Annotated in this window: 24 protein-coding genes and 1 tRNA gene; 11 read left to right on the top strand and 14 right to left on the bottom strand. The window is 32.1% G+C overall.

The features are described 5' to 3' along the window. Positions 1-28 precede the first annotated feature (28 nt). Positions 29-2404, top strand: a complete 2376-nt coding sequence (gene pbpC / locus ACYU7A_RS00970; protein WP_460573546.1) for a penicillin-binding protein 1C — start codon at positions 29-31, stop codon at positions 2402-2404. A gap of 169 nt (positions 2405-2573) precedes the next feature. Here the strand turns inward: pbpC and ACYU7A_RS00965 are convergent, their stop codons facing one another. Beyond that, a complete protein-coding gene (locus tag ACYU7A_RS00965) occupies positions 2574-4118 on the bottom strand; it encodes a ribonuclease E/G (protein ID WP_298118363.1) in 1545 nt (514 codons plus the stop codon). A 387-nt stretch (positions 4119-4505) separates the two neighbouring features. Then, positions 4506-4799: an HU family DNA-binding protein gene (locus ACYU7A_RS00960; protein ID WP_035127849.1), complete on the bottom strand. Its 294-nt coding sequence runs from the start codon at positions 4797-4799 to the stop codon at positions 4506-4508. A gap of 134 nt (positions 4800-4933) precedes the next feature. Between ACYU7A_RS00960 and mutY the strand changes: the two genes are divergently transcribed. From mutY to gldD, 4 genes are read left to right on the top strand one after another with little or no spacing between them, the layout of a single operon-like run. After that, on the top strand, positions 4934-5971 hold the full coding sequence (gene mutY, locus ACYU7A_RS00955) for an A/G-specific adenine glycosylase (protein WP_460573543.1): 1038 nt from the start codon (positions 4934-4936) through the stop codon (positions 5969-5971). Between the two features lie 33 nt (positions 5972-6004). Continuing rightward, positions 6005-6439, top strand: coding sequence for a single-stranded DNA-binding protein (locus ACYU7A_RS00950; protein ID WP_460573541.1), 435 nt, complete (start codon positions 6005-6007; stop codon positions 6437-6439). A gap of 25 nt (positions 6440-6464) precedes the next feature. Next, on the top strand, positions 6465-7763 hold the full coding sequence (locus ACYU7A_RS00945; RefSeq protein WP_460573539.1) for a gliding motility-associated protein GldE: 1299 nt from the start codon (positions 6465-6467) through the stop codon (positions 7761-7763). Further along, positions 7756-8325 carry a gliding motility lipoprotein GldD gene (gldD, locus tag ACYU7A_RS00940; RefSeq protein WP_460573537.1) on the top strand — a complete coding sequence of 190 codons (570 nt, stop codon included), beginning with the start codon at positions 7756-7758 and terminating at the stop codon, positions 8323-8325. Before ACYU7A_RS00945 ends, gldD begins: the two co-directional genes overlap by 8 nt. 54 nt (positions 8326-8379) lie before the next feature. On the opposite strand, the gene ACYU7A_RS00935 is transcribed toward gldD, so the two are convergent. Further along, positions 8380-8760, bottom strand: a complete 381-nt coding sequence (locus tag ACYU7A_RS00935; protein WP_460573535.1) for a heavy-metal-associated domain-containing protein — start codon at positions 8758-8760, stop codon at positions 8380-8382. Positions 8761-8870: 110 nt separating this feature from the next. On the opposite strand from ACYU7A_RS00935, the gene ACYU7A_RS00930 reads away from it, so the two are divergent. The 3 genes from ACYU7A_RS00930 to ACYU7A_RS00920 all read left to right on the top strand — a co-directional run bounded on the left by ACYU7A_RS00930 (position 8871) and on the right by ACYU7A_RS00920 (position 12073). After that, positions 8871-9737, top strand: a complete 867-nt coding sequence (locus tag ACYU7A_RS00930) for a DMT family transporter (protein WP_460573533.1) — start codon at positions 8871-8873, stop codon at positions 9735-9737. A 149-nt stretch (positions 9738-9886) separates the two neighbouring features. After that, positions 9887-11620: a M43 family zinc metalloprotease gene (locus tag ACYU7A_RS00925; RefSeq protein ID WP_460573531.1), complete on the top strand. Its 1734-nt coding sequence runs from the start codon at positions 9887-9889 to the stop codon at positions 11618-11620. 15 nt (positions 11621-11635) lie between these two features. After that, entirely contained in the window at positions 11636-12073 is a 438-nt protein-coding gene (locus ACYU7A_RS00920; RefSeq protein WP_460573529.1) for a hypothetical protein, read from the top strand. An 80-nt stretch (positions 12074-12153) separates the two neighbouring features. Here ACYU7A_RS00920 and ACYU7A_RS00915 read toward each other — a convergent pair whose 3' ends face one another. Continuing rightward, on the bottom strand, positions 12154-14208 hold the full coding sequence (locus tag ACYU7A_RS00915; RefSeq protein ID WP_460573527.1) for an insulinase family protein: 2055 nt from the start codon (positions 14206-14208) through the stop codon (positions 12154-12156). Positions 14209-14220: 12 nt separating this feature from the next. After that, positions 14221-15549 carry a M16 family metallopeptidase gene (locus ACYU7A_RS00910; protein WP_460573525.1) on the bottom strand — a complete coding sequence of 443 codons (1329 nt, stop codon included), beginning with the start codon at positions 15547-15549 and terminating at the stop codon, positions 14221-14223. Between the two features lie 225 nt (positions 15550-15774). On the opposite strand from ACYU7A_RS00910, the gene rplU reads away from it, so the two are divergent. Next, positions 15775-16470, top strand: coding sequence for a 50S ribosomal protein L21 (gene rplU, locus ACYU7A_RS00905; protein ID WP_344815649.1), 696 nt, complete (start codon positions 15775-15777; stop codon positions 16468-16470). 32 nt (positions 16471-16502) lie between these two features. Further along, the gene (gene rpmA, locus ACYU7A_RS00900; RefSeq protein WP_345095202.1) at positions 16503-16763 is read left to right on the top strand and encodes a 50S ribosomal protein L27; all 261 of its coding nucleotides are present in this window, start codon (positions 16503-16505) and stop codon (positions 16761-16763) included. Positions 16764-16893: 130 nt separating this feature from the next. Here rpmA and accC read toward each other — a convergent pair whose 3' ends face one another. The 6 genes from accC to pdxA all read right to left on the bottom strand — a co-directional run bounded on the left by accC (position 16894) and on the right by pdxA (position 21872). Then, positions 16894-18240 carry an acetyl-CoA carboxylase biotin carboxylase subunit gene (gene accC, locus ACYU7A_RS00895; RefSeq protein WP_460573523.1) on the bottom strand — a complete coding sequence of 449 codons (1347 nt, stop codon included), beginning with the start codon at positions 18238-18240 and terminating at the stop codon, positions 16894-16896. Between the two features lie 98 nt (positions 18241-18338). Continuing rightward, on the bottom strand, positions 18339-18818 hold the full coding sequence (gene accB / locus ACYU7A_RS00890; RefSeq protein WP_460573521.1) for an acetyl-CoA carboxylase biotin carboxyl carrier protein: 480 nt from the start codon (positions 18816-18818) through the stop codon (positions 18339-18341). Positions 18819-18843: 25 nt separating this feature from the next. Continuing rightward, positions 18844-19842, bottom strand: coding sequence for a beta-ketoacyl-ACP synthase III (locus tag ACYU7A_RS00885; RefSeq protein ID WP_460573519.1), 999 nt, complete (start codon positions 19840-19842; stop codon positions 18844-18846). A 141-nt stretch (positions 19843-19983) separates the two neighbouring features. Further along, a complete protein-coding gene (rpmF, locus tag ACYU7A_RS00880; protein WP_298305572.1) occupies positions 19984-20178 on the bottom strand; it encodes a 50S ribosomal protein L32 in 195 nt (64 codons plus the stop codon). Positions 20179-20187: 9 nt separating this feature from the next. Beyond that, complete coding sequence (locus ACYU7A_RS00875) at positions 20188-20730, bottom strand: YceD family protein (protein ID WP_460574027.1); 543 nt, start codon at positions 20728-20730, stop codon at positions 20188-20190. A 77-nt stretch (positions 20731-20807) separates the two neighbouring features. Further along, complete coding sequence (pdxA, locus tag ACYU7A_RS00870; RefSeq protein WP_344815650.1) at positions 20808-21872, bottom strand: 4-hydroxythreonine-4-phosphate dehydrogenase PdxA; 1065 nt, start codon at positions 21870-21872, stop codon at positions 20808-20810. Positions 21873-21933: 61 nt separating this feature from the next. On the opposite strand from pdxA, the gene ACYU7A_RS00865 reads away from it, so the two are divergent. Continuing rightward, positions 21934-22521: a riboflavin synthase gene (locus ACYU7A_RS00865; protein ID WP_460573516.1), complete on the top strand. Its 588-nt coding sequence runs from the start codon at positions 21934-21936 to the stop codon at positions 22519-22521. Positions 22522-22552: 31 nt separating this feature from the next. On the opposite strand, the gene ACYU7A_RS00860 is transcribed toward ACYU7A_RS00865, so the two are convergent. The 3 genes from ACYU7A_RS00860 to mce all read right to left on the bottom strand — a co-directional run bounded on the left by ACYU7A_RS00860 (position 22553) and on the right by mce (position 23523). Continuing rightward, positions 22553-22756, bottom strand: coding sequence for a hypothetical protein (locus tag ACYU7A_RS00860; protein ID WP_298305566.1), 204 nt, complete (start codon positions 22754-22756; stop codon positions 22553-22555). A 182-nt stretch (positions 22757-22938) separates the two neighbouring features. Next, a tRNA-Ile gene (locus ACYU7A_RS00855) sits at positions 22939-23012 on the bottom strand. A gap of 109 nt (positions 23013-23121) precedes the next feature. Continuing rightward, complete coding sequence (mce, locus tag ACYU7A_RS00850; protein ID WP_460573514.1) at positions 23122-23523, bottom strand: methylmalonyl-CoA epimerase; 402 nt, start codon at positions 23521-23523, stop codon at positions 23122-23124. Positions 23524-23543: the final 20 nt, after the last annotated feature.

Here is a 23543-nt window from a genome sequence, read left to right as displayed (position 1 = left end):
AACTTTGTGCCTTTGCGGTAAAACAAAAATGAAACAAAAACTCCAAGCGTTTCTTCAACGCATTTTAAAATACATTAAAACCAACAAAAAGAAATCTGCTATTGCATTTGTTCTTCTTGTGGTTTACTATTTTTCTTTGCCAAGAACACTTTTTGAAGAACCTTATTCCACAGTAATCGAAAGTAGTGATGGCGAATTATTAGCAGCCAAAATTGCTCGCGATGGACAATGGCGTTTTCCTTCAAAAGATAGTATTCCTGATAAATTTAAAAAATGTATTGTCTATTTTGAAGACGAACATTTCAATTACCATTGGGGTTTTAATCCTGTAGCGATGGTGAAAGCTATACAACAAAATCAAAGCGCAGGAAAAGTAGTTCGTGGCGGAAGTACCTTGACACAACAAGTCATTCGTTTGTCTCGAAAAAATAAAAAACGTACTTATTTCGAAAAAGTAATCGAAATTATTCTTGCCACTCGATTAGAATTTCGTCATTCTAAAGAAAAAATTTTAGAATTATACGCGGCACACGCACCTTACGGCGGAAATGTTGTTGGACTCGAAATGGCTTCTTGGCGTTATTTTGGAGTGCAATCGCATCAACTTTCTTGGGCAGAAACGGCTACTTTAGCGGTTTTACCGAATGCTCCAAGTTTAATTTATCCTGGAAAAAACCAACAAAAATTACTAAAAAAACGTAACACACTTTTACTAAAATTATACAACGTAAAAGTTATTGATAAAATGACGTATCAGTTATCAATTGAAGAACCGTTGCCTCAAAAACCATATAATGTTCCGCAAATTGCACCTCATTTGTTACAGCGTGTTGCTAAATCGGATGAAGGAAAACGCATCAAAACTACGGTTGATATTTCGCTACAAAATCGTGTGAATCAAATTGCTGCTTATTATTACAATCAATACAAGCAAAACGAAGTTCACAACTTGGCGATTATGGTGATTGACATTCAAAATCGCAACGTTATTAGTTATGTTGGAAATGCTCCAACAGATAAAGATCACGATAAAGATGTTGATATTATTTCGGCACCACGAAGCACAGGAAGTATTTTAAAACCTTTACTTTATGCATCGATGTTAGATTCTGGTGAACTTCTTCCTAATACTTTGGTTGCTGATATTCCTACACAAATTTCGGGTTACGCACCACAGAATTTTAATCTGACTTTTGATGGCGCAGTTCCGGCACAACGAGCTTTGTCGCGTTCGTTGAATATTCCAGCGGTTTTGATGTTGCAAGAACATGGCGTGAATAATTTTTATGAATTACTTCAAAAATTCCAACTTAAAAACATCAATAAACGACCAGATCATTATGGATTATCTTTAATTCTTGGTGGCGCCGAAAGTAATCTTTGGGATTTATGTAGAACGTATGCTAATCTTTCTTCAACCGTTAATTATTTCAATACAACAAAAGGAAAATACCGAAATAAAGAATTTTCAGAGTTGAATTACGTGAACGGATTTGAACAAGATTATGGCGATGAAACCAATCAAAAACCTATACTTGGCGCAGGTTCGATTTACTTGACTTACAACGCTATGAAAGAAGTTAATCGTCCAGAAGGTGATGAAGCTTGGCGTTTTTACGATTCATCCTTAGACATTGCTTGGAAAACAGGAACAAGTTTCGGAAATCGTGATGCTTGGGCAATTGGAACTAATTCAAGATACGTCGTTGGCGTTTGGGTTGGCAACGCTTCAGGTGAAGGACGACCACAATTGACAGGAGTTGACAGTGCAGCACCAATATTGTTTGATGTTTTTAATTTATTGCCACGAAAAGCGTTTTTCAGTCCGCCATTGAATGATTTAGAATATGCTGATGTTTGCACCAAAAGTGGTCATTTAGCACAAGATGATTGCCCGAAAACCAATCAATTGATTCCTAAAAATGGTAAAAAAACCAGTATTTGTCCGTATCATAAATTGGTTCATTTGGATGCTTCACAACAATATCGAGTAAACAGCAGTTGTGAAAATGTAGATAATATTGTCACAAAAAAATGGTTTGTTTTGCCACCAGTTATGGAATGGTATTACAAAAGTCAGCATATAGACTACATGCCATTGCCTCCATTTCGCGCCGATTGTCAGCAAACGCAACAAGCGTCAATGGATTTTATCTATCCCAAAACGAATAGTAAAATTTATCTCACCAAAAACTTTCAAAGTAAGGTACAGCCTGTAATTCTAAAAGTGGCGCATTCCAACAAAGAAGCCAAACTTTTTTGGTATGTTGACAACGTTTACAAAGGAGAAACCCAAACGTTTCACGAAATGCAAATTGAAGCCAACACCGGTTTTCATTACATCACAGTTGTAGATGAATTTGGAAATGAGATTAATAGGAAAGTTGAGTTTGTAAGAGATTAAATCCTTGTTTAAGAAATAGCCCTAGCCCAGATAGTAGTGGAAATCCTTTTACTTTGTTGCCTGAGGCTCTCGAAGGCAACAAAGTAAAAGATTGAAACGGATAGCTGGAATTAGCTTCAAAAAAAAAGCACAAAAAAACCGTTACTCAATTAAGAATAACGGTTTATTTTTATTTAATTTCTTTTCCTTGATTATCAAAAAAGTGATATTCTAGGTACGTGTAAGCGTCACGAGGTATGATTTTCACCCATTTTTTATGTTCAAAGAACCACTTTGAACGTATTGATGGAAAACCTTTTTTAAGGTATGCTGCCACGAAAGGATGAACATTAAGTTTTACTTTCTTGTGGTCTTTCATAATTTTTTCAAGTGAAAAAGTAATCTTGTCTATAATTTGGATTGGTGCATCTACATCGCTACTCAAATTATTAGGATTTTCTTCCCTTGTTTCAATATTTACTTCTGGTCTTACTCTTTGTCTAGTAATTTGAACTAATCCAAATTTACTTGGTGGTAAGATCTTGTGTTTGGCTTTATCATCTTCCATTTCTTCTTTCAAGAAATTGTATAGCACTTGACGATTTTCAGGATTTTGCATATCGATAAAATCGACTACTATAATTCCGCCCATGTCGCGAAGTCTTAATTGACGTGCAATTTCTGCTGCGGCAATCATATTCACTTCTAGAGCAGTATCTTCCTGATTGGTTGCCTTGTTAGAACGGTTTCCGCTGTTTACGTCAATAACGTGAAGCGCTTCTGTATGTTCTATAATCAAATAAGCTCCTTTACTCATGGAAACTGTTCGTCCGAATGAGGTTTTTATTTGACGTTCTATATGATATTTCTCAAAAATAGGAAGGTCTTTATTTTGATAAAGCTTCACCATGTTTTGTTTTGAAGGTGCTATTTCGGCTATATAGTCCTTCGTTTCTTGGTACAACTCTTCATCATCTACTTGAATACCTGTGAAAGTATCGTTGAATATGTCTCTAAGCATTGAAGAAACTTTGTTAAGTTCTCCTAACACTTTAGAAGGATGATGAGCAGTTGGTAATTTCTTACACATTGCAAGCCACCTATCGTTTAGGTTTTGCAAATCTTTTTCTAGTTCGGCTGTTTTTTTGCCTTCTGCTACTGTTCTCACAATAACACCAAAACCTTTTGGTTTGACGGCTTGTACCAATTTTTTCAATCGGTCTTTTTCGGCTTTGTCTTCTATTTTTTGAGAAACAGAAACTCGGTCAGAAAAAGGGACAAGAACTAAATATCTACCAGCAAAAGAAAGCTCAGAGCTAATTCTTGGTCCTTTGGTAGAAATTGGTTCCTTAACCACTTGCACTAAAACAGATTGATTGGCGCTCAGAATATCTGAAATGGCACCATCTTTATCAATCTCTTTTTCAAACTGAAAGTTTTTTAGGGAGAAATCTTTTATTTTACCTGCGCTTACAAGTTTAATGAATTTCAAATAAGAAGCTAATTGCGGACCCAAATCATGATAATGTAAAAAGGCATCTTTTTCGTAGCCAACATTTACAAAAGCAGCATTTAATCCGGCAACAGGTTTCCTGATTTTGGCAATAAAAATATCACCTACAGCAAAACTGTTCTTTTTTTCTTCTTCTTTGTGTAATTCAATTAGTTTTCCATCTTTTAATAAGGCAAAATCTACAGCATTGTCATCCTTGCGAATGATTAATTCTTTATTCATGTTGTAAATTTTTATCTGTTTTTTGAGAAAATAGAGAAAAGAGAAAAGAAAATAGATACAATCTAAAATCTAAAATCTAATGTCTAAAATCTTATTTACAGATGGATTAAACATTTTTTACAGGTTTTTACCCGGTGGAATTGATATTAGATTTAAGATATTTGATATTAAATTTATGCAGCAACATTATATCTAATATCTAAAATTTGAAATCTAAAATTCCTTTTCAATGAACGTTTAAAAAGAAAAAAGTAGTTTAAAACTACTTTTTCTTTTTGTGTCGGTTAGCTCTCGCTCTTTTTTTACGTTTGTGCGTCGCTACCTTATGTCTTTTTCTTTTTTTACCGCTTGGCATAGGTTGATTTTTTGTGATTAATAAATAAGTTTTTAAACTGCTACTTCAGTTTTAGTTTTTACTCCTTCTACAAATACTTTTGCAGGTTTAAATGCAGGAATATTGTGAGCAGGAATTTTAATTGTAGTATTTTTTGAAATGTTTCTACCAGTTTTTTCAGCTCTAGTTTTGATGATAAAACTACCGAAACCTCTTAAATAAACGTTATCTCCATTTTCTAAAGAAGTTTTTACTTCTTCCATTAATGCTTCAACCGTTGATTGAACATCACCTTTTTCAAGTCCTAATTTTTCTGAAATTTTCGCTACGATGTCTGCTTTCGTCATTTTCTTTCGTATTTAATAATTATGTGTATTTTTTTTGAGAGTGCAAATATAGGAATTAAAAAAACAATATTTCAAGGATAATTGATTAAAATTTAATTACATAAAGTTATACTTTTGTTAATCTTAAAATTTATATGGAATTTTCTAACTCATTATTGCATTGGTATTTACAAAATAAACGCGATTTACCATGGCGAAACACCAACAACCCTTATCCTATTTGGCTGTCTGAAATTATGTTACAACAAACTCGTGTAGCACAAGGAATGCCTTATTTTCATGCTTTTATGGAAGCTTTTCCTACTGTTTTTGATTTGGCGAAAGCCGATGAAGAGCAAGTTTTAAAACTTTGGCAAGGATTAGGATACTATTCAAGAGCAAGAAATATGCACAAAACGGCACAAATTATAGCTTTTGACCTCAACGGAAATTTCCCAAACAATTATAACGACTTATTAAAACTGAAAGGAATTGGTGAATATACTGCTGCTGCAATAGCATCGTTTGCCTTCAACGAAGTTGTTCCAGTAGTTGACGGAAATGTTTACAGAGTTTTAGCAAGATACTTTGATGTTGAAACCGATATTGCATCAAGTTCGGCTAGAAAAGAATTTACTGCTTTGGCAAAAGAGTTGATTCCGAATGATAATCCAGCGTTGTTCAATCAAGCAATTATGGAATTTGGAGCTTTGCAATGTGTTCCTAAAAATCCGAATTGTGAAATTTGTATCTTTAATAGTAGTTGTGCTGCTTTACAAAAGAAAAAAGTTTCTGAACTTCCTGTAAAATTGAAGAAAACTAAAGTTACCGATAAGTTTTTTAACTATTTGATTTTCTTAGATGATTTTGAAACAACATTAATAAATAAAAGAACTGAAAAAGGAATTTGGCATAATTTGTATGAATTTCCGATAATTGAAACTGAAAATGAAATTGATTTTGATGTTTTGTCTAAGTTAGTCCATGAAAACTATTCAGGTTTAGAAATTAAAGGCATTTCAATTTATAATGAGAATCAGATTATTCACAAATTATCACATCAAAAACCGCATATTAATTTTTATAAAGTTGAAGTTTTAAAGAAATTGAAGAACGGAATTGAATTAGATTCTTTGAGAAATTATCCATTTCCGATAGTAATTTATAATTTTATTGAGAAATATTCTATTTAATTTGTAATTTTGAATTTCTCAAATTATTGAATTATGAACGGAACATTGAATAAAGTTATGCTAATTGGTCATTTAGGTGACGATATTAAGATGCATTATTTTGAAGGAGGAAACTGCATTGGGCGTTTTCCATTGGCGACTAATGAAGTTTATATCAATAAATCTACCAACGAAAAAATCACTTCTACGGAGTGGCACAATCTTGTAGTTAGAAATAAAGCTGCCGAAATTTGTGAAAAATACCTTACGAAAGGTGATAAAATATATGTTGAAGGCAGAATCAAATCGCGCCAATGGCAAGCAGAAGATGGTTCAACAAAATATACTACAGAAATTCAAGTTACAGAATTTACCTTTTTGAATGTGAAAAAAGATACGGAAGGCAACAAACAAATTTCAGGTTCTGAACCTAAAAGCGGTAACTTTGACACACCTAATTCGGCTATCGAAAATGATATGCCTTATTAATTATGTTTAACTAATTTAATTTAATTTGGACCCAGAGCCCAGTTTTACATTATTTTCTACCGTTGACACCAACATGCTTTTTGGCATCATTGGAATTATAATTTTGCTTTTTTGTTGTTCGATGGTTGCTGCATCTGAAGTAGCACTTTTTTCGCTTACACCTAAAAACATTTCCGATTTAGAACAAAAAAATCCTTCAAAAGCAATTGTTGTCAATCAAATGCTTTCGAAACCCAAAAAACTGTTGGCAACTATTTTGGTCGCTAATAATTTTCTTCACATTTCTATTGTAATTTTATTTTCCTTTTCATTAGATGAAGTTTTTTCAACTATTGCTTCACCTCTTTTGAAATTTATTGTTGAAGTGGTTTTGGTCACGTTTCTAATTTTACTTTTTGGAGAAGTTTTACCTAAAGTTTATGCCAGTAGAAATAATATAAAATTCGCTTCATTTATAGCTTATCCGCTTTCTCTATTAGACAAATTGCTTTCGCCAATTAGTTTGCCAATGAGAGCTTTTACTAATTTTATTCAAGAGAAATTAGGCAAACAAAAAACCAATTTTTCGGTTGATCAACTATCGCAAGCTTTAGAATTGACTTCAACAGACGACACATCGCAAGAAGAACAAAAACTATTGGAAGGCATCGTTTCCTTTGGAAATACTGATACTAAACAAGTCATGAGTCCGAGGATTGATTTATTTGCTTTAGACATTGAAGAAACGTTTGCAGAAATATTTCCAAAGATTGTTGAAAAAGGATATTCGCGAATTCCAGTTTATAGAGACAATATTGACCACATAGAAGGCGTTTTGTTTATTAAGGATTTGATTCCGCACATTAATAAGAAAGAATTTGATTGGAAAACCTTACTTCGTGAACCATTTTTTGTTCCTGAGAACAAGAAATTAGACGATTTGTTGAAAGATTTTCAAGGCATGAAAAGTCATTTGGCCATTGTGGTTGATGAATATGGCGGAACGTCAGGAATTGTATCTTTAGAGGATGTCATCGAGGAAATTGTAGGTGATATTAGCGATGAATTTGACGATGAGAACATTAATTTTTCTCAAATTGATGATAGAAATTACTTATTTGAAGGTAAAATTAACCTAAAAGATTTTTACAGAATTATTGATGTTGACGAAGATTTATTTGAAATAAGAAAAGGAGAAGCCGAAACCTTAGCTGGATTTATTTTAGAAATATTAGGGAATTTTCCAAAAAAAGGACAAAAAATACAATTTGAAAACTGCCTATTTACCATAGAAGTAGTTGATAAAAAACGAGTTAAACAAATAAAAGTTACCATTGATGCGTAAACCATTTCATTATATAGTAGGATTGACTTTAGCTTTTAGCGCTTTAATTTTTACAAGTTGTAAAGACGATGTTTTGCCAAAACCATCAAGCCAATTGCGATTAGATTATCCGGTAGCAGAATATGCTGCTTTTGAAAACCATTGTCCGTTTACCTTCAATATCAATTCGGAAGCTGTGATAAAAGAAAAAACTGATTGTGGTTTTACGATAACTTATCCGAAGATGAAAGCAACGATTTATTTAACTTATAAATCTGTAAATGGTAACATTGACAAACTGCTGCGTGATGCTCAAAAACTAACTTACGAACACGTTATTAAAGCCGACGACATCTTAGAACAACCTTTTATAAATGATGAAAAAAAAGTATACGGAATGTTTTATCGTGTTGGCGGAAATGCTGCAACTAACTCGCAGTTTTACGTGACCGATAGTACAAAACATTTCTTGACAGGTTCGGTCTATTTCTATGCTAAACCAAACTATGATTCGATAATGCCAGCTGCAGATTACATTAAAAATGATATGCAGAATTTGATGGAATCGTTGAAGTGGAAGTAAAACAAAAAAGGATTCGCAATTACGAATCCTTTCTTTAATAAATTGAAATAATAATTAAGCTTTATTTCCAAGTTTTACATCAGAAACTTTATAGGTTTTTCCGTCAGCGCATGATTCTGCTGCTTTTACTAAATCTTCTGATTTTAATTTGTCTAAATCAAAATTTACAGTGGCAGTTTTTGTTTCAAAATCTACTTTTGCATTTTGAACGCCATCCATTTCGGCTAATTTTTCTTCGATAGTTTTAGCACATCCTACTGCGCAAGTCATTCCTTCAATATGAAATGTTGCTGTTTCAGGTTTTGTTGCAGCTGCGATTTCTTTTTTGGCAGCAGCTTCTTCTTTAACTTCTGTTGGTTTGCTATCCGTATTTTTACATCCCACAAAAAGCACTGATGCCAATGCTAAACCAACGATTCCTTTTGAAATTCTCATTGTATATATGTTTTTAAATTTTTGACTCTTAATTGTTTTTACAAAATTACAACTTTTTTTATGCGACAATTCATAAAATTATGTCAATTTTGTGGTGCTAAAAAAATGCTATGCAAACTAATACATTAAAATGGTTGTTTTTAACCGTTCTTGCCTTGATTTGGGGAAGTTCCTTTATCTTAATCAAGAAAGGATTGGTAGGTTTATCGCCGATGCAATTGGGTTCGTTACGAATTATTTTCTCTGCTATATTCCTAATCATAATCGGATTTAAAAGCATTACTGAAATCAAACAACATCAGTGGAAGTATATTGCTTTAACTTCTTTGTTTGGGACTTTCATTCCAGCATTTCTTTTTGCTATTGCTCAAACACAGATTAGTAGTTCGGTGAGTTCAATTTTAAATTCACTAACACCTTTAAACACTTTAATTATTGGTGGATTAGCATTTGGCTTAAGCTTCAAACGAACACAAGTTTTTGGAGTAGTCATTGGTTTAATTGGAACGCTTTTGCTGATTGTTAATGGAGCAATGAATCATCCTAATCAAAACTATTGGTATACTATTTTGGTTCTTATCGCTTCTATTTGTTATGCAACGAATGTGAATTTGTTAAAGAAACATTTATCTGATGTAAAACCTTTAAGTATTTCTACAGGAAATTTTTTAGTGATGTTAGTTCCAGCTTTGATTGTATTATTCTCAACCGACTTTTTATCTGTTGTAGAAAATGCAGAAGTTCAAAATTCAATGATTTACATCATTATTCTTGGCGTTGTTGGAACAGGAATTGCGAATATTATTTTCTTTAAATTGATTCAAATGTCATCTCCAGTTTTTGCTACTTCGGTAACTTATTTAATTCCGGTTGTGGCTTTCTTTTGGGGATTGTTAGACAATGAAATGCTAACGCCAATACAATTTATTGGAGCTTTTATTATTTTAATTGGAGTGTATTTGTCAAGTAAGAAGTAGGTTTGAAGTTGCGAGTTACGAGTTGCGAGTTTTAGTAGCAGAAAAAATCTAATTCATTAATTTACAGAAAAATAATACAGAATAATTTTGTTACTTAAATATTAATGTTTAGTTTAGCTAATCTATTAACCATTTAATATCAATTGCTTATGAAAAAATTATCTTTGTTTGTTTGTTTGTTTGTTTGTTTGTTAAATGTGAGAGCTCAAGAATGTGGGTTTGAAACACCACAAAATTATCAAACTTATGAAACAAATACATATGGATTGCCATCAAGTACTACACCTAATTATTGTATAAATGTGGCTTTTCGAATTGTTAGAGATAACGATGGTACAAACGCCGCCATCAATCCATCAATTATACCTCAAGTATTTGCACAATTAAATGCCGTTTACAATCCCCATGGAATAAGTTTTGTTCAAATTGGAACTTTTGATTATGTTAATGATACCAATTACAACAATTATGTTTCAACACCAGCAACATCTCCAGCTAATATTCCTAATTGTTTAAATGTTTTTTTTATTAAAAATTTTCAGAATTTTAGTAGTTCTTTTGACGGTATAGCTAGTTTTGGAACTAATAGGTCTGTAGTTCGTGGTAGTGCTGCATTAAACAATTATAATGTTGCTCACGAAATAGGTCATAATTTGAACTTATTACATACATTTCAATGTTCAAATCCTTACCAACCGAGTTGTGCTGATAATCCTTTAAATAACATAAATTGTTTAACAAGAGGCGATAGAATATGTGATACACCTGTGGATTATAATCCTCTTGCTCCAATTAGTAGTCCAACATATCCAAATCCTTACACAATATCAAATTATAATCCAGATACAACAAATATAATGTCGTATTGGTCTAACAAAACTAGTTTTACTACTGGACAGGCACTAAGAATTAAAAGTGCATTACTAAATGCGCCTGAATTGCAAAGTATTCGTTCTAATCAATGTGCAATAATAGAAGGACAAAGTAATATTTGCTCAACAGGAAATTATAATTATAGTATTGTTACTTACGGAACAAGTCCAACAATAACTTGGTCGGTAAGTTCAAATCTTTCAATTGTTGGTTCAAATAGTGGTAATGCTGTTACTATCAAATCAAGCAATGCTAATAATTTTGGTACAGCTACAATAACAGTAAACATAAATGGTTTTTCAATTCAAAGAACGATACATATTGGTGCACCAAACTTAGGAACCAATAATAAAGTAATGGGCATATATGATTGGGTAAGTGTTGGCTATACTAACATGGGATTAATTGCTCCAAATAATCCAACAATAGAATCTTTTAGATGGGAAATAATTGAAGGTGATGATTTCCCACCAAATTGTCCTACGGCAAGCTCAACTAAACCAAAGTTTATTGGTGCGCCTGCTTCTGATCCTTACAATTACAATAGTGGCTCTTCAAATCAAGCAGTTGTTAATTGGGGTACATGTTCTGGCAGCTATATGATAGTTTGTTATGCAATCAATTCATGTGGTGAAACTTCTTACTTAGAGCGTTATGTTGATGTAGGACTGCCAAAAAATAATCCTTGTTTTAAAAACACATTCAATACTATAATTGCACCAAATCCGATTAGGAACAGAGAAATAAATATAGTTGTAAATAAAACTCCTCAACAAACTCCATGTAATTGGAAAACTCAAAATACTTTTGTAACCTTCAATGAAAAACTTGATCAAATTAATAATACAGTAAGTATTTATGATTTTAATGGTACTTTAATTTACAACGCACTTTATGAAAGTGATGAATTTACAATTAGTAATTTAGATTTAATAAAAAATAATAATTACATAGTAAATCTTGTTACTAATGAAGGCGGAGTTGATCAAAAAATAATAATTGTAGAATAATTTTAAATTAATATCATGAAAAAAATAATAATTTTATCCCTATTAATAACAACTTTTTTTAGTTGTTCCAAAGATTCTAATGAAGATGAAACTATCAAAAACACAACTCCTCGAGAATTAATTGGTAAATGGAAACTTGTTGGGTATTATGATGATATTGACAATGATCCTGTAACTGGAACTAATTATCATTTAGTTCAGGATGGTGGAATAACAATTTTTAATGTTAATGGAAATATTGAAATGCCTGCATATTCATTAAATCCTGTAGGGACTTATTCTGTTTCTATAGATTCAATTATAACTGTTAACTTCAATACAAACTATTCTTGGAATCCTAATAGCACAGAAACAAATAAAATACATTTGTTGAATAATCAATTTTTAGAATTAACTTGCAATCAAGCAAATGTAATGTGTGATACTTATCGATATGAAAAAGTAAACCCTTAATTTATTTTTAAAATTCAAAAATAAAAAGACCGTTTCATTAATTTGAAACGGTCTTTTACTATTAAATTATTTCTATCTAATTATTGAAAATCAGCATCGGTAACACCTTCGTTGATTTTTACTTCAGAAATTTTAATGTCTATTTCTCTACCTTGAGACATTATGATATTGTGTGGTACTTTAATTCCTTTAACATCTTTATAGTCATTGAAAGTAATTGTAGAAGTCATTTTTTGACCATTTCTTTCAGATGTTGTTGATGATAAAAGTTTTAAACCAGTTTTTACATCATAGTAAATAGTGGTTTTACCATTTTTGATAGCATAAGCATCAACACCATTTATTGATTCTATTCCGTCTACAACAACGTCAGCTTTTTTAGCTAATGCTAATTCTTCGAACGTTGTTGCTAAAGGTTTTTTCTCAGCAAATTCTTCTGGAGTTAAATCTTTCTTTTGACCTTGAGAAGAAGTATATCCACTTGTATCTCCTATAACTTGTTTAGAAAGTTCCATCATTCCAACTAATTCTAGTTTAGATAATGTTTTTCCTTTCACATCTTTTTTCACAACATAAGATAATGGCGCTGGTGCACCTTCAATTTCTGAAGAACCAGTTAAGAAAATAGTATTTACCGCTGCAACAGCTTTATCTCCACCAATAGCTTTGATATAATTATCCATAACTGTTTTCACTGTAACTCCAGCAGGAGTAGGCTTTTTCATAGCTGGTTTCTCTGTTGGATTTCCAAATTTATCAAAATAGAACATTGGAATTTTCAATCGTTCTAAACCAGGAATAACCTCTGAACCTTTACCTGTAACAATAATTCTTAAATTATCTTCAAGAACATATTTATTCATAACTCTTGTAACATCGTCAGCAGTTACAGCTTGAATGTTTTTGATATAATTTTCATAGAAATCTGCAGGTAAACCTTCAGTTTCAATGTTTAATGCATAACGAGCTACTGTTTGCGGTTTTTCAACTTGCATTACAAATCTTCCAACATATCCAGCTTTTACATCATTTAATGTTTGCTCTGAAACTTTTTCTGTTCTAATTCTTTTAATTTCTTTTAAGAATTCAACAACAGCACTATCAGTAACGGCATTTCTTACTTGTGAGTTAGCTTTAAATTTACTAGCCATGTATTTACTTGAACCTACATTAGAACGAGCGCCATAGGTCCAACCATGAGCTTCACGTAAGTTCATGTTTAAATAACTATTAAAATCTCCACCTAAAACTTGATTTGCAACAATAACTGGAAAGAAATCAGGGTCAGATAATTTTAAATTTACAGTGTTCACTAAAGAAATTTCAGATTGAACTGCATTTGGCATATCCACAAAGTTAATTTGTGTGTATTGAACGTTACTTGGAGTGTTGTAAGTAATTTGAGGTGCTTTAGCTTTAACCCAAGAACCAAAAAGTTTTTCAACTAATTTCTTAGTGTCTTTAAATTTAACATCACCAATAACTACTAAATAAGCCTTTTCTGGAACAAAATAAGTACTATAGTTAGTTTTTACATCTGATAAAGAAACATTATTAATTGTTTGCTCTGTTAGATATTCTCCAGCTGGATTGTTTTTTCCGTAAACCAATACGTTTTCAACTCTTCCGGCAACAGCAGGAACACTTTTTTCTTGTGTTTTTAAACCCTCAATAAGTTTTTCCTTTTCTTTATCGAATTCTTCTTGAGTAAAGTTTGGGTTTAATGCACCATCAGCCATTAATTCTAAAATTCTTTTTGAATATTTAGATAATCCGCTTGCGAATGCACCATTTGTACTAAAGTTTATATCAGCTCCTAAGAAATCTACTTCTTCATTGAAGGCATCTTTACTGATAGTTTTAGAACCATTTCCAATTAATGAACCTGTTAATTCATCTACACCTTTTTTATCGCCTTCTGCATAAGGAGCATTGTCGATAGAAAGGTTGAATGAAACTCTAGGTAATTTATGATCTTCAACAACCAAAACTTTCAATCCGTTTGGTAAAACAAATGAAACTGGTTTTTTAATATTAATAGTAGGAGCTGGTCCTGGTTTCGGCTGTGATCTGTCTTGTGCTTGCATAGTGATAGTTAAAAACAAGCTTGATAATATGATTAGTGATTTTCTCATTTTCGTATAAGTTTATTTATTTTCAGCTTTGTCTTTTGCAGGAACATAATCTAAAATCAATCTTTGATTTGGATTCAAATATTTCTTAGCAATATCTCTAATTTCTTCACGAGTAATTGAACGATAAATTTCAATTTCTGTATTGATTAAATTAATATCGCCATACAACATATAATATGTAGCTAAATTTTCAGCAACACCTTCAACGCTTGAATTTCCGTTTACGTAGTTATTTTCGTATTTGTTTTTCAATTTCAACAAATCATTTTCAGAAATTAACTCTGTTTGAAGTTTTACAATTTCTTCATCAGCTTCTTTAATTAAATCAGCAGATGTAAACTCACCTTGAGGAATTCCGATAATCATATAAGAACTATAATCCTCTTGACTATAATTGAATGAACTTAATTGAAGGGCCATTTTCTTTTCATCAACGATTTTTTTGTACAATCTTGAACTTTTTCCATCGCTCAATAAAGTAGAAACCATATCTAAAACTCTAGCATCTCTAGTTTTCATTGATGGTGTTCTATAAGCAGCAACAACCATTGGTTTTTGAATATTCGGATCTTCATATCTAGCATTTATTTGTTGTGTGATTGGTTCTTCAACAAATGTTTGCTTAACCGGTTTTTCACCAGCAGGAATTGGTCCAAAATATTTTTGAATCCATTCTTTAGTTTTTGCAATATCTAATTGACCCGCAACTACTAATACAGCATTTTTAGGAGCATAGAATTTTTTATTAAAAGCTTGAAATTCTTCTAAAGTTGCAGCATCTAAATGTTCCATAGAACCAATAGTTGCCCAACGATAAGGATGATTTTTGAATAAATTCTTTTTTACTTGAGCAATCCAACTACCATAAGGTTGGTTGTCAACTCTAAGACGTTTCTCTTCTTTTACAACTTCATTTTGGGTATCAACACCAATTTGGTTGATAACAGGATGCATTAATCGCTCTGATTCCATCCATAAACCTAATTCTAAATTGTTTGATGGGAAAACTTCAAAGTAGTACGTTCTATCATCAGAAGTGTTGGCGTTGTTTGTTCCACCATTTCCTGTTACAATTTTGAACCACTCACCTCTTTTGATGTTTTCAGTTCCTTCAAATAATAAATGTTCAAAAAAGTGGGCGAAACCTGTTCTTTCAGGATTTTCATCTTTTGAACCTACGTGGTACATAACCGAAGTTATTACAACAGGTGCGGATTGATCGTTGTGTAAAACAACATGCATTCCATTGGCTAAGTCATATTCCTCAAAAGCAACCTTTTGGGCATGAGCTGTTCCTCCAAGCATAAGCACTGAACTTAAAGCGATTAAAGATTTTTTCATAAAAACTATTATAAATTTTAGTTGATAGTACAATTAGTATAATAATTGCAATTTCTGTTACACAAAAATAGATTTTTTTATGGCTACTTAAAAAAGTATTTAACTTTAAATTTGAAAATATATAATCAATTGATTTATAAGTGAAAACTTTTTTAAAAATGGGTTGTATGAGAAATATTTATTTGTATATTTGCAACCTTAAAAAAATTAACTAAACAATTTGTTATGTACGCAATCGTAGAGATAGCAGGGCAACAATTTAAAGTAAGCAAAGACTTAAAGGTTTATGTTCACCGTTTGGCTAGTGAAGAAGGTTCAAAAGTTTCTTTTGACAAAGTTCTTTTATTAGACGATAATGGAAATGTAACTTTAGGCGCCCCAGCTATAGAAGGTGCTTCTGTTGAAGCAAAAGTGTTACAACACTTAAAAGGTGATAAAGTAATTATCTTCAAAAAGAAAAGAAGAAAAGGTTACAAGAAAAGAAATGGTCACCGTCAGTATTTAACTCAAATCCTTATTGAAGGAATTGTTGCAACAGGTGCTAAAAAAGCGGCTCCAAAAGCAGAAAAAGTTGAAGCTCCAAAAGCTGAGAAAGCTCCAAAAGCAGAAAAACTTGTAGAAGCTGTTGAAGAAAAAGCTCCAAAAGCTCCAAAAGCAAAAAAATCAGGTGATGATTTAGTAATCATTGAAGGAATTGGTCCAAAAGCTGCTGAAGCATTAGTTGCTGCTGGAATCGATACATTTGCAAAATTAGCTGCTGCTTCTGCTGAAGAAGTTAAAGCAATTTTAGATGCATCTACTTCAAAAGTACAACATTTAGATCCAACTACTTGGGCTCAACAAGCACAATTAGCTGCTGATGGTAAAATGGATGAATTAAAAAAATTACAAGATGAATTAAACGGTGGTAAAGCTGTTTAATTTTAGTATTAACTTATAAAAACCAATACATCATGGCTCACAAGAAAGGTGTCGGTAGTTCGAAGAATGGTAGAGAATCACATTCAAAACGTTTAGGCGTTAAGATATATGGTGGTCAAGCTGCAATTGCTGGAAACATTATCGTAAGACAAAGAGGTTCTAAACACAATCCAGGTGAAAATGTTTACATGGGTAACGATCATACTTTACATGCTAAAGTTGATGGTATTGTGAAATTTCAGAAAAAAGCAGACGATAAGTCTTTTGTTTCTGTAATTCCTTTTGAAGCATAATCTAAATTATTTTAGATAATTAAAAAACCCGTTCACAACTGAACGGGTTTTTTTGTATATCAAATTTTGGTTAACAAAAAAACCATCCAAATAAATGAATGGTTTTCAATCTGTATTGTTTGAAATTCTATTATTCTATTTCTTTCATTTTGAATGATTCCATAAATGCTGTAGTGTAATTTCCTGCAACATAATCTGGTTCATCCATCAACTGTCTATGAAATGGAATGGTTGTTTTAATTCCTTCAATATAAAACTCATCTAAAGCACGTTTCATCTTATTGATAGCTTCTTCACGTGTTTGCGCTGTTGTAATCAACTTTGCAATCATAGAGTCATAATTTGGTGGAATTGTATATCCAGCATAAACGTGAGTATCTAAACGCACACCATGTCCGCCTGGTGAATGCAATACTGTGATTTTTCCTGGTGAAGGACGGAAATCATTATATGGATCTTCGGCGTTAATACGACATTCTATTGAATGCAATTGTGGTAAATAATTTTTACCAGAAATTGGCACTCCTGCAGCAACAAGTATTTGCTCACGAATCAAATCGTAATCAATAACTTGTTCTGTTATTGGGTGTTCTACTTGGATACGAGTATTCATCTCCATGAAGTAGAAATTTCTATGTTTATCTACAAGAAACTCAACCGTTCCTGCGCCTTCATATTTAATATATTCAGCAGCTTTTACCGCAGCTTCTCCCATTTTATGACGTAATTCATCTGTCATGAATGGTGAAGGAGTTTCTTCGGTTAATTTTTGGTGACGTCTTTGTACAGAACAATCTCTTTCTGAAAGATGGCAAGCTTTTCCATAAGAATCTCCAACAACTTGAATTTCGATATGACGTGGTTCTTCAATAAGTTTCTCCATATACATACCGTCATTTCCGAATGCTGCTGCAGCTTCTTGACGAGCACTTTCCCATGCTTTTAGTAAATCTTCTTCTTTCCAAATAGCACGCATTCCTTTTCCACCACCACCAGCAGTTGCTTTCATCATTACTGGGTAACCAATTTCTTTAGCAACTTTTATAGCATCTTCGAAAGAATCTAAAATTCCCTCAGAACCTGGAACACATGGAACTCCTGCTTCAATCATGGTTGATTTTGCTGTAGCTTTATCTCCCATCTTGTCAATCATTTCTGGCGAAGCACCGATGAATTTAATTCCGTGTTCTTGACAGATTTTAGAAAATTTAGCATTTTCAGACAAGAAACCATATCCTGGGTGAATTGCATCAGCATTAGTAATTTCGGCAGCTGCAATGATATTTGACATTTTCAAGTAAGATAAATTACTTGGTGGCGGACCAATGCAAACGGCTTCATCTGCAAATTTCACGTGTAAACTTTCAGCATCAGCTGTTGAATAAACCGCTACAGTCTTTATGCCCATTTCTCTACAGGTTCTAATTACACGAAGTGCAATCTCTCCTCTATTGGCAATTAATATTTTTTTAAACATCTTGTTTTAATTTAGATTATTAGACAATTGGATTGTTGGATTTTTGGATAATTAGAAATCTATACGGTTCTAAAAATCTAAAAATCTAAAAATCTAAATTAAGATGGATCAACTAAGAATAATGGTTGGTCAAATTCAACTGGAGACATATCGTCAACAAGAATTTTAACAATTTTTCCTGTGATTTCAGCTTCAATTTCATTGAACAATTTCATCGCTTCAACAACACATAAAACATCACCTTTACCTATTGAAGATCCAACTTCAACAAAAGTTGGTTTGTCTGGAGCTGGTTTTCTGTAGAATGTACCAATCATTGGTGACTTAATTGTAACATATTTTGCATTTTCATCTACTGCAGGTGCAGCAGGAGCAGCTGTTGCTGCAACTTGTTGAACTGGAGCCGATTGTTGCACAGCTTGTTGCATTGGCGCTTGTTGCACATAAGTTATATCAGGAGTATTTCCTTCTAAAGTAGTTCTGATGGTAATTTTAATATCACCAGTTTCTAATTTTACTTCCGCAACGCCTGAATTAGATACAAATTTGATTAGGTTTTGAATTTCTTTTAAATCCATAATTGATTTGTTTAAGTTATAGTTTTTATTGTTTGTTGTATGCCCACTTAAGGTAAATTGAACCCCAAGTAAATCCGCCACCAAAAGCAGCAAAAATAAGGTTATCTCCTTTTTTAAATTTATGTTCAAAATCACTCAACAACAAAGGTAATGTTGCTGAAGTTGTGTTTCCATATTTATGAATATTTACTAAGACTTTTTCTTCGTCAAGTTCCATTCTTGATGCAGTTGCATCGATAATTCTTTTATTAGCTTGATGTGCAATTAACCAATTTATATCCTCTTTGGTCAAATTATTACGTTGCATTATTTTATCACTAACATCTGCCATACCAGAAACTGCGTATTTGAAAACAGTCTTACCATCTTGAAATACAAAATGTTGACTATTTTCTACCGTTTGCTTAGAAGCTGGTAAAATAGAACCACCAGCATCAATTTTCAAATATTCTCTACCAATTCCATCTGAACGTAAAAATTCATCTTGCAAACCTAGTCCTTCGTTGTTAGGTTCAAATAATACTGCTCCTCCACCATCACCAAAGATGATGCAAGTAGCTCTATCGGTATAATCGATTATTGAAGACATTTTATCTGCTCCAATTAACAATACTTTTTTATATCTTCCAGATTCTATGTAGGCAGCAGCAGTTGACATTCCATAAAGGAAACTTGAACATGCAGCAGACAAATCAAAAGCAAATGCATTAACAGCTCCAATTTGTGTAGCAACGTAAACTCCAGTCGTAGCAACTGGCATATCTGGCGTAGCTGTTGCCATAATTACCAAATCAATTTCAGCTGGATTAATATTTCCTCTTTTAAACAAATCTTGGGCAGCTTTAATAGCTAAATAAGAAGTTCCTTTGCCTTGTTCTTTCAACAATCTTCTTTCTTTAATACCAGTTCTAGTAGTAATCCATTCGTCGTTGGTATCTACAAGAGTTTCTAATACTTGGTTAGACAGAACATAATCTGGAACATATCCACCAACAGCGGTAATTGCGGCTGTAATTTTACTCATATAGTTTATTTATAACCTCTTTATAAATCAAATTTTAAAAGAGGTGGAATTTACAAAAAAATATTTAGTTATAATCAAATTTTATAAAAAACAAAAAACTCTCACAGGTCGTGAGAGTTTAAATGTAATTTTAAAAATATATTAAGCAGCAACTACTGATTTATCAATAACTACTTGACCTCTGTAATACATTTTACCTTCATGCCAGTAAGCTCTGTGGTATAAATGTGCTTCTCCAGTTACTGGACAAGTTGCAATTGTAGCTGCAGTAGCTTTGTAATGTGTTCTTCTCTTATCTCTTCTTGTTTTGGAGATTTTTCTCTTAGGATGTGCCATTTTACTATATTATTTATCCGTTAATAGTTGCTTTAATTTGTCCCATCTAGGGTCCGTATTTTCTTCTTTTTTACTCTCTTTTTTCTGTTCTTTTATAGATAGTTTTGTTAATTTTTCGAGGGTTTCTGTTTGCAAAGTTCCTTCTTTTATACCAGGATGAACTCTTTTTAACGGAACCGAAAGCACAATCATTTCATAAATATATTGTGATATATCTATTTGATGCTCACCATGAGGCAAAATCAATAACTCTTCGTTATCGTTGTTAAACTCTTCTCCAAAATTAACTACTAATCTTATCTTCCCTTTTATTGGAAGGTCAAACATTTCGTTAGTTAAATCACAAGGCACATGAATTGTTCCTTTATGTTTGAAAGAAAGCTCCAACATGGTACTTTTTTTCTCTAAAACTACATTTACTTTGATATCACAATCTTCATATTCGTGATAATCAAAACTATCAAAGAACTTTTTCTTTATTTGAAATTCAAATTGATGTTTTCCTAACTTTAATCCAATAAACGGAATTAAAAATTCATTTGTAACTTTCATCATTTCATCAATTTGTCCCATCCGAAGATTCGGGTTTGGGAGTGCAAAGATATAAATTTATTGTAAATCCAAAAGCGTTAAGCACCTTTTTTTGTTTCTAATTGTTTTTCTTTTATTTTTAAAGGGTTTTTTGACAACTCTAAATACTCATTTCTTGAGTGATAGATGTCAATCGCAAGATAAACAGCCTCTTTGAATGAGGATGCATCTGCTAATCCTTTTCCTGCAATTTCATAAGCTGTTCCATGATCTGGAGACGTTCTTATCTTATTTAGACCTGCTGTGTAGTTCACACCATTACCAAAAGCCAACGTTTTGAACGGAATTAATCCTTGGTCGTGATAGGTTGCAATTACAGCATCAAACTTTTCATATTGACCGCTTCCAAAGAATCCATCTGCAGAATAAGGGCCAAATGCCAAAATTCCTTTATCAAATAATTTTTTAATTGCGGGTTTTAAAATTTCGTCATCTTCTTTACCAATAACTCCATTATCACCAGCATGAGGATTCAAAGCTAAAACCGCAATTTTAGGTTTAGTAATGCTAAAATCCTGTTTCAAAGTCAAGTTAATAGTTTCGATTTTTTGAAAAATTAATTTTTCTGTCAAATGCTTAGCAACATCATTTACTGGAACATGATCGGTTAATAATCCAACTCTTAGATTATCTTGAACCATCAACATTAATGCATTACCTTCCAATTCCTTATCTAAATAATCTGTATGCCCAGGAAATTTAAATTCTTCCGATTGAATATTATATTTATTAATTGGAGCAGTAACCAAAACATCTATTAATCCTTCTTTTAAAGCATCGGTAGCGGCAACAAATGATTTTATAGCGTATTTACCTACGTTTTCATCATTTTGTCCAAAATTAATATCAACTCCTTCTCTCCAAACATTAAGCACATTAATTTTTCCTTTTACTAATTGTTCCAGTTTATCAATCCCATGAAGTGCAACTTCAGAATTGAGGTTTCTTTTAATAAAGGATAAAATCTTAACATTAGCAAAAATTACAGGTGTACACAACTCTAACATTCGAGTATCTTCAAATGTTTTTAATATTACTTCGCTTCCAATACCGTTTAAATCTCCTATCGAAATTCCAACGATTATATTTTCTGCTTTTTTCATAGTGACTTCTTCTTATTTATTGCTAATTTTGAAGTGCAAATTTAGTAAAATAAAACGACAAATGTTTACAGGAATAATAGAAACCCTTGGAATAGTAAAAGACATTGTAAAAGAAGAAGAAAACCTACATCTTACTATTACCTCATCCATAACTAACGAACTAAAAATTGACCAAAGTGTCGCTCATAATGGTGTGTGCCTAACTGTGGTTGGAATAGAAAATGACAACTACACCGTAACTGCGATAAAAGAAACAATTGACAAAACAAACGTTGGTGATTGGAAAATAAACGACATTGTAAACTTAGAACGCGCAATGAAGCTTGGAGACAGACTTGACGGTCACATTGTTCAAGGTCATGTTGACCAAGTTGGTTTTTGTAAATCTGTTGAAGAAACTGATGGAAGCTGGAAATTTACTTTCGAATATGATGCTGCATTAAACAACATCACTATTGAAAAAGGATCGATTACAGTAAATGGCGTTAGTCTAACTGTTGTAGATTCTAAAATCAATGAATTTAGTGTTGCCATAATACCTTACACTTTTGAGCATACTAACTTCAAAAGTTTTAAAATTGGAACAAAAATTAATTTAGAATTTGATGTAATTGGGAAATATGTAGCAAAATTGAATGCTATCAAATGAATATAAACTTATTAAAACAAAAAAGCTTCAATTATCTTGAAGCTTTTTTTATTGTATATATTTTGTAAAATGCAAAAATCAATGACGCAAAAAACAAGACCATTATTCCTCCATCTACCGGTAAACCTGGTGGTGGTGGTGGAATTGGCGCTGGCGGATCTGGTGCTGCAAATGTAAAATTTACACTAAGCAACCCGACGATTAATACTATTATCTTATTTGGGACAATTTTCATAGGGCGTAAAAGTAAAAAAAAAATCTCTTTATCAAAATTTTTTGTCTTATATTTTAATTATTGTAGTAAACAATTGACAATTTATTTACAAACAACCATATATTTTCAATATTAACGTAAAAAAAACGTTTTTGGTTTACGTATAATAAAAAAGACCTCTTTTTTTCGAGGTCTTTTACTTGTGGTCCCACCTGGGCTCGAACCAGGGACCACCTGATTATGAGTCAGGTGCTCTAACCAACTGAGCTATAGGACCGGTTATGAGGTTGCAATATTACTATTATTTTTAATTTATTGCAAGTATTTTTAAATTTTTGATTTATTAGAATTTTACAAAATCTATAATTATTTGAAATTCAATTCCTCTAATCAATTTCTTGACATAGTTCAATCAGAACTCCATTGGTGGTCTTTGGATGAAGAAAAGCTACTAGTTTGTTGTCAGCTCCTTTTTTAGGTATTTCATTTAATAGTATAAATCCTTCATCTTTCAATCTTTTCATTTCTAAAACAATATCTTTTACATCAAATGCTATATGATGAATCCCTTCACCTTTCTTATCAATAAATTTAGCAATTGGACTTTCTGGATTTGTCGCTTCTAATAATTCTATTTTATTTGGCCCATTCATAAAAAAAGAAGTTTTTACTCCTTCACTTGCAACTTCTTCTTGTTTGTAAGCTGGTGCACCAAATAATTTTTCAAATAATAAATTCGAAGTTTCTAAATTTTTTACAGCAATTCCTATATGTTCTATTTTTCTCATTATTTTACTATTGTTTTCAA

The sequence above is a fragment of the Flavobacterium koreense genome (assembly GCF_054776075.1).
Note: the sequence above shows the minus strand (reverse complement) of the source record. Positions and strands in the feature narration are given on the sequence as shown.

What these genes read in the sequence shown, in the direction of transcription:
- pbpC (WP_460573546.1), top strand. Translation starts at nt 29, where the DNA reads ATGAAACAAAAACTCCAAGCGTTTCTTCAACGCATTTTAAAATACATT.
- ACYU7A_RS00965 (WP_298118363.1), bottom strand. Translation starts at nt 4,118, where the DNA reads ATGAATAAAGAATTAATCATTCGCAAGGATGACAATGCTGTAGATTTT.
- ACYU7A_RS00960 (WP_035127849.1), bottom strand. Translation starts at nt 4,799, where the DNA reads ATGACGAAAGCAGACATCGTAGCGAAAATTTCAGAAAAATTAGGACTT.
- mutY (WP_460573543.1), top strand. Translation starts at nt 4,934, where the DNA reads ATGGAATTTTCTAACTCATTATTGCATTGGTATTTACAAAATAAACGC.
- ACYU7A_RS00950 (WP_460573541.1), top strand. Translation starts at nt 6,005, where the DNA reads ATGAACGGAACATTGAATAAAGTTATGCTAATTGGTCATTTAGGTGAC.
- gldD (WP_460573537.1), top strand. Translation starts at nt 7,756, where the DNA reads ATGCGTAAACCATTTCATTATATAGTAGGATTGACTTTAGCTTTTAGC.
- ACYU7A_RS00935 (WP_460573535.1), bottom strand. Translation starts at nt 8,760, where the DNA reads ATGAGAATTTCAAAAGGAATCGTTGGTTTAGCATTGGCATCAGTGCTT.
- ACYU7A_RS00930 (WP_460573533.1), top strand. Translation starts at nt 8,871, where the DNA reads ATGCAAACTAATACATTAAAATGGTTGTTTTTAACCGTTCTTGCCTTG.
- ACYU7A_RS00925 (WP_460573531.1), top strand. Translation starts at nt 9,887, where the DNA reads ATGAAAAAATTATCTTTGTTTGTTTGTTTGTTTGTTTGTTTGTTAAAT.
- ACYU7A_RS00920 (WP_460573529.1), top strand. Translation starts at nt 11,636, where the DNA reads ATGAAAAAAATAATAATTTTATCCCTATTAATAACAACTTTTTTTAGT.
- ACYU7A_RS00915 (WP_460573527.1), bottom strand. Translation starts at nt 14,208, where the DNA reads ATGAGAAAATCACTAATCATATTATCAAGCTTGTTTTTAACTATCACT.
- ACYU7A_RS00910 (WP_460573525.1), bottom strand. Translation starts at nt 15,549, where the DNA reads ATGAAAAAATCTTTAATCGCTTTAAGTTCAGTGCTTATGCTTGGAGGA.
- rplU (WP_344815649.1), top strand. Translation starts at nt 15,775, where the DNA reads ATGTACGCAATCGTAGAGATAGCAGGGCAACAATTTAAAGTAAGCAAA.
- rpmA (WP_345095202.1), top strand. Translation starts at nt 16,503, where the DNA reads ATGGCTCACAAGAAAGGTGTCGGTAGTTCGAAGAATGGTAGAGAATCA.
- accC (WP_460573523.1), bottom strand. Translation starts at nt 18,240, where the DNA reads ATGTTTAAAAAAATATTAATTGCCAATAGAGGAGAGATTGCACTTCGT.
- accB (WP_460573521.1), bottom strand. Translation starts at nt 18,818, where the DNA reads ATGGATTTAAAAGAAATTCAAAACCTAATCAAATTTGTATCTAATTCA.
- ACYU7A_RS00885 (WP_460573519.1), bottom strand. Translation starts at nt 19,842, where the DNA reads ATGAGTAAAATTACAGCCGCAATTACCGCTGTTGGTGGATATGTTCCA.
- rpmF (WP_298305572.1), bottom strand. Translation starts at nt 20,178, where the DNA reads ATGGCACATCCTAAGAGAAAAATCTCCAAAACAAGAAGAGATAAGAGA.
- ACYU7A_RS00875 (WP_460574027.1), bottom strand. Translation starts at nt 20,730, where the DNA reads ATGAAAGTTACAAATGAATTTTTAATTCCGTTTATTGGATTAAAGTTA.
- pdxA (WP_344815650.1), bottom strand. Translation starts at nt 21,872, where the DNA reads ATGAAAAAAGCAGAAAATATAATCGTTGGAATTTCGATAGGAGATTTA.
- ACYU7A_RS00865 (WP_460573516.1), top strand. Translation starts at nt 21,934, where the DNA reads ATGTTTACAGGAATAATAGAAACCCTTGGAATAGTAAAAGACATTGTA.
- ACYU7A_RS00860 (WP_298305566.1), bottom strand. Translation starts at nt 22,756, where the DNA reads ATGAAAATTGTCCCAAATAAGATAATAGTATTAATCGTCGGGTTGCTT.
- mce (WP_460573514.1), bottom strand. Translation starts at nt 23,523, where the DNA reads ATGAGAAAAATAGAACATATAGGAATTGCTGTAAAAAATTTAGAAACT.